Source organism: Moraxella catarrhalis (assembly GCF_001632285.1).
GTDB classification, from domain to species: domain Bacteria; phylum Pseudomonadota; class Gammaproteobacteria; order Pseudomonadales; family Moraxellaceae; genus Moraxella; species Moraxella catarrhalis.
In genome coordinates, this window is the sequence record NZ_LWAH01000014.1 from 153,842 (window position 1) to 166,301 (window position 12,460).

Here is a 12,460-nt window from a genome sequence, read left to right on the forward strand (position 1 = left end):
ATTATATCGTGCGTAATTATATCATACGTCATGCTTTTTAAATCTTGAAAATATTGCCCTAAAGAGCCATAAAGAAAGTTAATGTAAATTCTACTTATTTTTAGTAAAATAGCAAGTTTGCCAAAAGCAAGCAATTTTGAAAACAACACATTAACTGAGTATTTTATGAGTGATAATTTTGCCATTGGTCAGCGTTATTTATCCGACAGCGAATCAAGCTTAGGGCTTGGTGTGGTGATTGATGTTGATGACCGCTGTGTCCATATCTTATTTCCCCAAAGCGAAGAAACACGCGTCTATGCCAAGGCATCTGCACTGCTGTCACGAGTGGTGTTTTCGGTGGGTGATGATATTACCGACCAAGAGGGTAATTTGTATCAAGTGGCACGCTGTGAAGAGATTTCAGGGGTAATGCGTTATCATTTGGCATGTGGCAAAAGCTTGATGGAGACACGGCTTGCGGCAAATATTACTTTATCAAAACCACTTGAGCGTCTGCTGGCAGGGCGTATTGAAGGAGCGGATTGGTATGAGCTACGCCAAGATGCCTTGCGTATTCAGGCGATGCTTGCGCGTCATCCACTGCGTGGGCTAATTGGAGCCAGAGTTGATATCATTGCCCATCAGTTGTATATCGCCTATGAAGTCGGAAAGCGACTTGCGCCCCGTGTGCTACTGGCAGATGAGGTAGGGCTTGGTAAGACTATTGAGGCAGGTCTGATTATGCATCAGCAAATCTTGACAGGTAAGGTTAATCGTGTGCTTGTACTTGTGCCTGACAGTTTACAATATCAATGGATGATTGAGCTTAAGCGTCGCTTTAACTTAGATTTTGCGTTGTTTGATTTGGTGCGTACCGCTGCCATCAAAGAACATAATCCCGATCAAAATGTCTTTTTGACCGAGCAATTTATTATTGCAGGCATTGATTTATTGCTCGACCATCATGATTTGTATGAGCAAGCATATGCAGCTGGGTTTGATTTACTTGTGGTCGATGAGGCGCATCACCTGCATTGGGACGCCGAACAAGGCGGTAATGATAAGTATGACTTGGTTGCCGATTTTGCTGCCAGTATTGCAGGCGTGTTGCTATTGACCGCAACACCTGAGCAGTTGGGCGTAGAGAGTCATTTTGCACGCTTGCGTCTGCTTGATCCGCACCGTTTTGATGATTTGGATGATTTTATTGCCACCCAAGATACTTTTGCAGATGTGGCGATGGTGGCATCCTTGTTGATTGATGGACAAGAACTCACCGCCAAACAAATTTGTGCAGTCGCAAATCTGTTGGGCTTTGAGGAGATAGAGCTGGCTGATATTAATGCCAATGAGCGTTTGCGTACACATATTATCAATGAGCTATTAGATCGCCATGGCACAGGGCGTATTTTATTTCGTAATACTCGTGATAGCGTTCAAGGGTTTTTTGGGCGAACCAGTATCCCTTATCCGCTGCCTCTGCCAACGGCATGGCAAAATACACACTACACCCAGGGCAAATTGCGTGAACAGCTGTGGGGTGAGGAGCAATATCCAGATGGTGCATGGCTTGAGCATGACCCTAAAGTGGCTTGGCTGATTGAGCTACTACGCCATAAGCTTAAGCATAAAAAAGTGTTGCTCATCGCTCGTAGCGGTGCTACCATCGAAAGCTTAGAGGCGGCACTTCGGTTACATGCAGGCATCAAGACGGCAATTTTTACAGAACAGATGAGCTTACTTGAGCGTGACCAAGCAGCGGCATATTTTGCTGATGATGCTGGTGCACAGATTTTATTATGTTCTGAGATTGGCTCGGAGGGGCGTAATTTTCAATTTGCCCAAGACTTGGTATTATTTGATTTACCTGCCAATCCTGATACGCTTGAGCAGCGCATTGGTCGCCTTGATCGTATCGGTCAGATTGCACAGATTAAGCTTCATGTGCCTTTTGTGATGGGTACTGCCCAAGAGCGTTTGTATAATTGGTATGATGGTGCATTAAATATCTTTAATCAAATCAGCCCAACGGCTCAATCTGTCCAAGATGCTTTTATTGCAGAGCTAAAGCCATTGCTTGAAGGTGCTGACACTCCCCAAAATCGTGAAAATTTAGCCACACTCATCGCACAAGCTTCCATCTATCGCCAAGCGTTAGAAGAGGCACTACAAGCAGGCCGTGATAGATTGCTTGAGTATAATTCATGCCGCCCAAATGTTGCCGCACGCATTGAGATTGCCATGCGTGAGCTTGATGATAACAAATTGCTGCCGCTGTTTTTGGATCGTTATTTGACGGCTGTGGGTATAGATTATAGTGTACAGCGTGACGGCTCATGGATTATCCATCCGATTGATGCATCTGAGGTTGATGTGGAGGGCATTGAAAGCCTGCCTTTGGATGAAGATGGCATGACCTTGACCTTTAGTCGTCAGCAGGCGCTTGCTCGTGAGGATATACATTATATGACCTATGAGCATCCACTGATCCAAGCCATCCTTGAGATGATTTTGACGGGTACTTTTGGTAATACACAAGTTGGCCTGTTAAAATCAGCGGCACTGCCCAAGGGGATGCTGATGATTGAAAATCAGTTTCGTATTGAGGTGATTGCTGCTAAGTCATTGAATTTATCAGCTTATTTACCTAAACAAAGTTTGCGTATATTTTTGAGTGAACGAGGCGATGATCTTAGCCAAGTTGCCACCAGTGAAAAAATTCTACCACTCATCGATCGCTTGGATAAGGGTCGTGCTCGTCAAGTTGCCAAGGCGCGCGCAGGGGTCATAGATGCCAGAACCCAAGACGCCAAACGCATTGCAGGTATGCAGCTTGATCAAATTAGCACACAAGCCAAAACAGCTTTTGGGGATTATATGAACAAAGAAATTGGGCGTCTGGTTCGCTTGCAGGCGGTGAATCCCAATGTTCGTGATGATGAAATTTTGGCACTTGAGCAACGAAAATCCCAAGGTTTGCAGGCACTTGATAGCCTATCATTAGTACCCGACAGCATTCGAGTTTTGGTAACGGTCGCACCTGAATGATTTAATAATATTCATATTCACAGCCTAGAAATCATGTATTACTGGTAGTTTTTGGGCTTATTTTTCATTATTTAGTATTCATTTTATGTCATTTGCCAAAGTTTTTACACGCTCAGTTGTTGGTTTACAAGCGCCACAAGTATTTGTTGAAGTTCATCTTTCTCAAGGGTTGCCTGCTCTGACGATTGTCGGGCTGCCTGAAGCTTCGGTACGAGAAAGCAAAGATCGGGTACGCTCAGCACTGATTAACTCAGGATACGAATTTCCCAATCGCCGTTTGACAATCAATCTTGCACCTGCCGACTTGCCAAAAGATGGGGCAAGACTGGATTTACCAATCGCAATGGGTATTTTGGCAGCCAGTGGTCAGATTGATGATAAGGTTTTAGCACAGTTTGAATTTGTGGGAGAGCTTGCACTTAATGGAGAGCTTAGACCTGTTTCTGGTGCACTTGCCATCGCTCGTGCAATTAAATCCAGTCCCTGTGATGGTAAGCCTCGTACGCTGATTATGCCAAGCATTAATGCTGATGAAGCGGTCAAAGTGGGCGATATGACGGTGCTGGCTGCTGAGAATTTAGAGACGGTTTGTCGTCATTTGGATGTGGTGAGCGGCATCAGCCAAAATCAAGAACATCTCTTATCGCCCGTAACTTTGCCAAGTCAGCCTCAAGTGATGCAGTATGCGTATGATTTGGCAGATGTCAAAGGGCAGCATCATGCACGCCGAGCACTTGAGATTGCAGCGGCTGGCGGTCATTCGCTATTATTTACAGGATCTCCAGGGTCGGGGAAGACTTTGATGGCATCGCGTCTGCCCAGTATTTTGCCACCATTGACCGATGCAGAGACTTTAGAGGTGGCAAGTATCTATTCAATTGCAGGTGTCAATTATGCGTTTGGCGAGCGGCCGTTTCGTGCCGTGCATCATACCATCTCTGCGACTGCTTTGGTTGGTGGCGGCTCAAAACCCAAACCTGGTGAGATTAGTTTGGCTCATAAAGGAGCGATTTTCCTTGATGAGATTCCAGAATTTGATCGTAAAACACTTGAAACATTACGCCAACCCATTGAGTCAAAACAGATTACCATTTCTCGTGCAAATGCTCAAGTGTCATTTCCTGCTGATTTTCAGCTGATTGCCGCCATGAATCCTTGCCCTTGTGGGTATTATGGCGATACCACAAACCGTTGCCGCTGTCGACCTGAGCAAATTAAAAAATATCAAGACAAGCTGTCAGGGCCGTTATTAGACCGCATTGATTTACATATTACTGTGCCTGCTTTACCCATTGAGGATTTACAAAATGCACCAAAGGGCGAGTCATCAGATGATGTTCGCCAAAGAGTTGTGGCAGCACGCAATATGGCGATTGCTCGTCAAGGTAAAGCCAATTATGAGCTGACGGTCAATGAACTTGATCAATTTGCCATATTGGGTCAAAAAGAACAGCAAATGCTCAAAATGGCTCAATCAAAGCTTAATTTGTCTGCTCGCAGTTACCACCGTATTTTACGCGTAGCACGCACCATTGCAGATTTGGCCGCCAGTGAGCACATCAAAACAGCACATGTGGCAGAAGCTTTAAGCTATCGATAATTGAATTCAAATAATCACGCTGACATGCTGCCTGAAAAATCTCCCAAGTTATAAAGCTTTGGGAGATTTTATCATATTAAATAATTGAAATATGAGGATTTTATAATCTTGCAGCCAGCTCAAAACCCTCTTTAATAGCTCGCTTAGCGTCCAATTGAGCGGAGGATTTGGCACCACCAATCACCTGATAGTCTGCTTTGGGTGTATCGCCAAGCTTTGGCATCAAATCATTGACAGATTCTTGACCGATACACAGTACGACCGTATCAACACGCAGAAGCTGAGATTTGCCATCAATGGTGATCCATAAGCCTTCGTTGGTAACTTTATCATAACTGGCGCCTGCAATTTGAATGACGCCAGCTTGTTTGATGGCGGCTTTATGTACCCATCCTGTGGTCTTATTTAATGTTTTACCAAGCTTGCCTTCACTACGCTGCAACAGATAAACTTGACGCACAGGCGTGGTATAATTGGGTTCAACCAATGCCCCTTTGGTCTGATAACATGCCTGCTGGTCCACACCCCAATGTGTAAAGAAGGTATCGACATCCATTGCTTTGGGCTTGTAAGTTGCATCATTGACTGCATCAGATACACTGCTGCCATGTGTTAAAAATTCAGCCACATCAAAACCAATGCCACCTGCACCCAAGACTGCCACACGCTCACCTGCGATTTTTTTACCAGTCAAAAGATCGCTATAACTGATGACTTGTGGCAAGTTTGCACCTTCCAGAGAGGGCAACATGCGTGGAACTACGCCAGTAGCAATAATCACATGGTCTGCTCTTGACTGATTTAATATGGCTTTATCCACCTTGGTATTTAGGTGTACGGTGATATTAAGGTGTTTGATTTGCTCACGAAAATATCGAATTGTCTCAAAAAATTCTTCTTTGCCGGGAATGACTTTTGCCATATTAAACTGACCACCGATGTGCGTATGCTGCTCATAAATTGTCACTTGATGTCCACGACTGGCAGCGGTTACGGCAGCTGATAGACCGGCAACCCCTGCACCAACAATAATGATTTTCTTGGGCTTTTTGGTGGGTTTGACGCTGATTTCACTTTCAAAGCACGCCAAAGGATTAACCAAACAAGAGGCGCGCTGATTGGCAAAGGTGTGATCCAAACATGCTTGATTGCAGCCAATGCAGGTATTAATCAGATGATCTTGGTTGCTTGCAGCTTTATTCACCCAATCGCTGTCCGCCAAAAAAGGACGCGCCATTTGCACCAAATCTGCTTGACCACTTGACAAAATTTCTTCGGCAGTTTGCGGCATATTAATGCGATTAGCGGCAATCACTGGAATGTTAATGGCGTGTTTGACGGCGGCAGTATAGCGTGTAAATGCTGCTCTAGGTACGCTTGTGACAATGGTGGGAATGCGTGCTTCATGCCAGCCAATGCCAGTATTAATGATACTCACACCTGCTAACTCTAGGGCTTTGGCAAGCGTGATGACATCTTGCATGGTTGCACCATCTTCGACCAGCTCAATCATCGATAAACGAAAAGTGATGATAAAATCCATACCTGCCGCTTTACGCACCGCACGCACTACCTCGATAGCAAATCTCATGCGATTTTCTAGGCTGCCACCATAACTGTCTGTGCGTTTATTGGTACGAGCTGATAAAAACTGATTGATTAAATACCCTTCAGAACCCATAATCTCAACACCATCATAGCCTGCTTTTTTGGCAAGTTTGGCGGTATGAGCATAATCATCGATGGTTGATTGGATATTGTTTTGGCTCATTTGGCGAGGTTTAAATGGCGAAATGGGCGATTTTATTGGACTGGGTGCGACAACAAAAGGATGATATCCATAGCGTCCTGAGTGTAAAATTTGTAATAAAATCTTAGCACCATGCTTATGCACCGCTCGGGTTATGCGTGCGTGATGTACGATATCACCCAAGCGGTTGAGTGTACCGCCTGCAGGTATTAGCCATCCTGTGCGGTTGGGTGCAATCCCACCGGTGATGATGAGTCCCACACCGCCTTTAGCTCGAGCTTCAAAATAAGTAGCCAGTTTGCCATAATGATAAAATCTATCTTCAAGACCTGTGTGCATTGAACCCATCACAACACGATTTTTGAGCGTAGTAAAGCCTAAATCCAGTGGCTCAAATAAGTGTGGATAGTTGCTATTTGGGATTGGTGCTTGGGGATTGGTGCTTAGTGCTTTGGTCGGGATAATCTTGGTAAGACGCTGTTTTAAAAATGGTAATGGCATGGCTAATCCCTGTCCTGTGGCTTGTCATGACGCTGACGGATGGGCAGCGAGACTTGCTAAATTTACAAAAAGTGATTTGTAATGATGGATGATATGCCCTAAATTTTAGCATATTTTTAAGACAATCAAGCAGGGTTTTTTTGGCATTTGACTCATGGGTCATCTAGGCTCAATTGATGATATGCTATAAATCGTGAAATCATTTGCCAAATTACCCAAATCGGAGTAAGCTAATACCAAATTTATTGAGTGTAAGGAAAATATGATGAGTAAGCTGATCACAATCTCTGGTCAAATTACAGTTGATGATGTCAAATCTTTGGCAAATCAAGGATATAAAACACTGGTCAATAATCGTCCAGATGGCGAAGAACCAAACCAACCATCATCTGATGATATTGCCAAAGTCGCAGGCGAGTATGGCATTGAATATCGGCATATTCCATTTGCAGGCGGCATGCTTGAGATGCATCATGTCCAAGAATTTGCAGATTTTTACAACCAAAGTCAGCGTCCGCTTCATATTTTTTGTCGTAGTGGCAATCGCTCAAGCATCATTTTACAGGCAGCTCGTGACCATGATTTGTTAGATGAAGAATAAGCGGTTCAATTAAATTTTAATGATTAATGTGCTTAATTAATTATGGGCTTAATTAATTTATAAGCTTAATAATAACGCTTACTTAAATCGCTTGGTAGAAATGTGATGAGTACCAAAAAAGCACCGACCTTTAAAACTGATCAAAGGTAGCTTTTAAAAGGCTTTTGGGGTAAAATGGTTGATAAATTTATGATATTTTAAGAAAAGTATGATGACAAAACATATCCCAATTTTAGATGATGTTGCCATTGATAAAATGAAAACGGCGGGCAAGCTTGCCGCTGATGTCTTGGTGATGTTGGATGAACATGTAAAAACAGGTGTCAGTACAGGCGTGCTAGATGATATTGCACACCAGTATATTCTTGATCACGGTGCGATTCCTGCACCACTGAATTATAACGGCTTTCCTAAATCAATTTGTACTTCGATTAATCATGTGGTTTGTCATGGTATTCCTGACCATGAACGGCTGCTCAAAGAAGGCGATATTATTAATATTGATATTACAGTCATTAAAGATGGCTACTATGGCGATACCTCTAAGATGTGGATTGTCGGTCAAGGTTCAGTGATGGCACAGCGTCTTTGCCAAGTGGCTCAAAAAGCGTTATATGCTGGTATGAAAGTGGTTAAAAATGGTGCTCATTTGGGTGATATTGGTGCTGCCATTCAAGCGGTGGTTGAGCCTGAGCGTTTTAGCATTGTGCGTGAATTTTGTGGGCATGGTATTGGTCAGACCTTCCATGCTGAGCCCCAAGTTTTGCATTATGGCAAGGCGGGTACAGGTATTGAACTTAAAACAGGCATGGCATTTACCATTGAGCCGATGATTAATCAGGGCGTGTGGCAGACCAAAATTATGAAAGATGGCTGGACGGCCATCACCAAAGACCGTAAGCTATCTGCTCAATGGGAACATACATTGATTGTCACAGATAATGGTTGTCTTGTAACAACAGCACGCCCTGATGAGGATTTAAGCTTTTTAAGCAGTTGATTACAATCATTTATGGTCTATTCATCTTTGTTAAGGCAGCTTAGGGCTGCCTTGATTTTTCTTGTGAGTGATGATGGGTTTGTGCTAGGATAATGCGTATCTGATATGCTGGATTTATCATGCCAAATTCTACCGCCCAAAATTTTAAACACTTAGCCAAAACCTGCCATCTAACTATTGCGTTGCCGCCAACCATTCAAGATACATTCATAAGCAGCGAGCCGATTCAAGCCTATCTTAAGAAATTAAATCAAGCCATTGATGATCAAGTCGTCGCTTATGGCATGCATGCGGTTCATCATATTGCCAATCTGCTCAAAGTGCGTACACTTGCCATTGATATTATCTTAAGGCAGTTGTTTGATTTTTATCAATTTCCCAAAGATTTTGCGTTATTTGCGGTGGGCGGCTATGGTCGCAGCGAGCTTTTGCCAGCTTCAGATGTGGATATTTTATTGATTGGTGATGAGATTGGCAAAGCCACCAAGCCGATTGAGTCTTTTGTGGCGATGCTTTGGGATATTGGTATCACACCTGCTTTTTCGGTGCGAAGTGTCGATGAGCTGCGTGCTGCCGTCCGTGACCAAACCATTGCTTCTGCCATGCTTGAGGCAAGAGTTTTGGCAGGTAATGAAGATTTGTCTTGGCAACCAATTCAGGCGGTTAAAGAGGTCTGGGATATAGGGTCTTTTTATGATGCCAAAATGGCAGAATCAAAAGCACGCTATTTGGCACATAATGCGACAGAATATAATCTTGAACCAAACATCAAAAACGCACCTGGTGGACTTAGAGATATCCACATGATTGGATGGCTTGGGCGATTTTATTTTGGTAGCTCAGATATCAAATTGCTTGCAACCACTGATTTTATCAACGAAAACGAATGCACCATCTTGCAGGCAGGTCAGCGATATCTATGGTGCATTCGCCATCATTTGCATACACTGGCGGGTCGTGGCGAGGATCGATTATTATTTGATTATCAAAAAGCCATCGCTGAGCGGTTTGGCTATTATACACGCACTTTAGATACCACCCATCAAGATATCACACAAGCTCTAGAGACAATGATGCGTGTGTATTATCAGCATGCCATGAAAATTGCAGCTTTTTCAGAGGTATTGTGCAAATATTTTTATGAAAATTATTTGTCAGCCACTGCACGCCTGATTGATATTGATGAGACATTTTATTTGATACAGTCTGGTTCTGACCATCAATCTAGACCTGCTAAAATTGCTATCCGTCGCCCAGATGCTTTTTTGGTAGATCCAGCCAATTTATTAAAAATTTTTTTGGTCATGGGTCAAAAGGGCATTCGTCAGATCGCAGCAAGTACACTTCGGGCAATTTATGCTTCAAGCGATTTGATTGATGAAGAATACCGCAAAAATCCTGTACATCGCCAATTATTTTTAGCCAATTTACAAGAGTTAAATTATCTGTTTCATCGCTTGCGTCTGATGAAGCGTTTTGGGGTCTTGGGTAATTATTTACCTGCCTTCGGTAAAATTATGGGGCTGATGCAGTATGATTTGTTTCATCGCTACACAGTGGATGCACATACCCTATTATTGGTGCGTATCCTGCATCGCTTTGGTGATGACAGTCTTGATAATCAAGATAAATACGGGCTGGTAGCTGAGATTTATCAAAGAATTGCCCGTAAGGACATTTTGGTCATTGCAGCGATTTTCCATGATATCGCCAAAGGTCGAGGGGGTGATCATTCTAAGCTTGGGGCGGCTGATGCTTATGAATTTTGTTTGGCACATGGTATGAGTGAGGCGGATAGTAAGCTTGTGCGGTGGTTGGTATTAGAGCATTTGACGATGTCACTGACCGCCCAAAAACAAGACATCAGCGATCCTGAGGTGATTGCTCAATTTGCCGAATTTACCAGTTCCATCACTCGGCTAAATCATTTGTATGTCTTGACTGTGGCAGATATGAATGCGACCAATAGCCAACTTTGGAATACTTGGCGAGCGACACTACTTAAGCAGCTGTACACCAGCGTCCACCAAGTACACAGTTTGGGCGTCCATGTTGTTGATAAAGATCGTGTGATTGATGATAGAAAAAATAAAGCACAAGACTTATTGCCAATGGTGGATAATCACCGACTAAAAGCCCTGTGGGATGGTTTTGGGGAAGAGTATTTTTTAAAGCAAAAGCATAGGGATATCGCTTGGCAATCCGCCGAAATCTTGGCGGCAGAACATCGGCTAAAACAAGGCAAGCCAATCATCGCCATCCGAGAGCATAGCGATGTGTCCTTACGAGGGATGCAGCTGTTGATTTGTGCACCTGATCAGGATAATTTATTTGCCACGACGGTTTGTATTTTGGATCAGTTGGGTCTATCGGTACTTGATGCGACAATTTTATCAGCCGATATTGACGGCACAAGTACAGCGGTGGACTCTTATGTCATTATTGATCGATTGTTGCCAACGGATAGTAGTATACCGTTATTGTTAAGCCCTGAACGCACCAGTCAGATGATATTAGGGCTTGAACATGGTCTAAAAACTGGTGGTGTGCCAGTACCTTCGAGAGTTTTTGAAGTGGATGGTAAGCTTAAACATTTTATCGTACCAACTCAAGTCTACTTTTCAGAAGCGACATCATTGGCACACCAAGGGCATCATAAAATGCACCTGATCACCAAAGACCGACCATCATTACTTGCCAAAGTCGGTGCAGTATTTAGCGAGCTAAATATTCAAGTACATGGCGCACGCATTACCACTTTGGGCGAGCGAGCAGAGGATATCTTTTATTTAAGTGGGTTGCATGGTGTATCTTTGAATGATGATGCTTTGGCTAAATTAAAATCTGCGATCATTCAGGCATTGAGTTAATATCTTTAATACCTCATTTAATCGATGATTATTTATTAGGATAATTACATTTAATATTATCTTAAAATAACTTAATTTACTTGATCTTTGTAAGCAATTGGTACCAATATCGGTTTTAAAGAATAAAAATATATACCAACTATTGATAATTTGATAATTTTTATGCCAAAATACCACTTAGCAATTTGCGTCAATATTGAGATTATCGTCATGAATATCAAACCCATCATAACCACATTATCGATGATTACTTTGATGATCACGATGCCTACACTAGCAAATACCATCAGTACACACGGCTTTGATGACGATGATTTGCCAGCTTGTGCTGCCACGCCGCTGCCAGAGGATGCTAAATTTGCTATCATCGGTTCTGATTGCGGTTATGCTGAAGGGCTGGCACCAATCATCAAAGACGATCACTATGGTTATGTCAATACCGTAGGCGAGCTTGTTATTCCTGCAGTTTATCAGGCGGCTTATCCGTTTAGTGATGGCTTGGCGTTGTATCGTGAAAATGATCACTATGGCTATCTTGATACATCTGGTCAGAGTGTTATCGCTCCACAATATACCAAAGCTTGGGAATTTTCGGAAGGGCGTGCCAAAATTGAGCAAAATGGTAAATATGGATTTATTGATACGACTGGTAAAATTGTCATACACCCAAACTATGAAGTGATTGGCGATTGGTTTGAAGAAGGTTTGGTTCTTTTTAAGCAAAAAGATAAATATGGCTTTTTGGATAAATCGGGTAATATTGCCATCCGCCCACAGTTTGATTCTGCCAAAGGATTTTCAGAAGGCTTAGCGGCAGTAACGATGAAAACAGACAAGGTGGATGAACATGGTAGATCACCACATAAATACGGTTTTATTGATAGAACAGGTAAAGTGGTGATTGATATTAAATACGATTTGGCGTATGATTTTTTATCAGGTGCAACTTATGTCGTAGATGGTGATAACGCTTATTATATTGATAAATCAGGCAATCCTACCGCCATGCCAAATTATTTTGAATGATAATTTATTGGTTTTGGGATGCTTGCCTTTGATCATATGTTATGAAACATTGATAAAAATTGGGGCATTGTTAAATTAAAAT

Annotated in this window: 7 protein-coding genes; 6 read left to right on the forward strand and 1 reads right to left on the reverse strand. The window is 42.8% G+C overall.

Translation table 11 applies throughout. From position 1 onward, the window contains the following. Window positions 1-165 precede the first annotated feature (165 nt). On the forward strand, window positions 166-3,030 hold the full coding sequence (gene rapA, locus A4U55_RS06035; protein ID WP_003670563.1) for an RNA polymerase-associated protein RapA: 2,865 nt from the start codon (window positions 166-168) through the stop codon (window positions 3,028-3,030). Between the two features lie 85 nt (window positions 3,031-3,115). Beyond that, window positions 3,116-4,630, forward strand: a complete 1,515-nt coding sequence (locus A4U55_RS06040) for a YifB family Mg chelatase-like AAA ATPase (RefSeq protein WP_003657715.1) — start codon at window positions 3,116-3,118, stop codon at window positions 4,628-4,630. Between the two features lie 100 nt (window positions 4,631-4,730). On the opposite strand, the gene A4U55_RS06045 is transcribed toward A4U55_RS06040, so the two are convergent. Further along, window positions 4,731-6,881 carry an NADPH-dependent 2,4-dienoyl-CoA reductase gene (locus A4U55_RS06045; protein ID WP_003658598.1) on the reverse strand — a complete coding sequence of 717 codons (2,151 nt, stop codon included), beginning with the start codon at window positions 6,879-6,881 and terminating at the stop codon, window positions 4,731-4,733. A gap of 265 nt (window positions 6,882-7,146) precedes the next feature. On the opposite strand from A4U55_RS06045, the gene A4U55_RS06050 reads away from it, so the two are divergent. From A4U55_RS06050 to A4U55_RS06065, 4 genes are all read left to right on the forward strand, one after another. Next, window positions 7,147-7,482: a TIGR01244 family sulfur transferase gene (locus tag A4U55_RS06050; protein WP_003657718.1), complete on the forward strand. Its 336-nt coding sequence runs from the start codon at window positions 7,147-7,149 to the stop codon at window positions 7,480-7,482. A 211-nt stretch (window positions 7,483-7,693) separates the two neighbouring features. Continuing rightward, window positions 7,694-8,482 carry a type I methionyl aminopeptidase gene (gene map / locus A4U55_RS06055; RefSeq protein ID WP_003657719.1) on the forward strand — a complete coding sequence of 263 codons (789 nt, stop codon included), beginning with the start codon at window positions 7,694-7,696 and terminating at the stop codon, window positions 8,480-8,482. A gap of 119 nt (window positions 8,483-8,601) precedes the next feature. Next, window positions 8,602-11,352 (forward strand): [protein-PII] uridylyltransferase, encoded by a 2,751-nt coding sequence (gene glnD, locus A4U55_RS06060; protein ID WP_063454120.1) that lies wholly within the window; start codon window positions 8,602-8,604, stop codon window positions 11,350-11,352. 162 nt (window positions 11,353-11,514) lie between these two features. Continuing rightward, window positions 11,515-12,378, forward strand: a complete 864-nt coding sequence (locus tag A4U55_RS06065; RefSeq protein ID WP_003657721.1) for a WG repeat-containing protein — start codon at window positions 11,515-11,517, stop codon at window positions 12,376-12,378. Window positions 12,379-12,460: the final 82 nt, after the last annotated feature.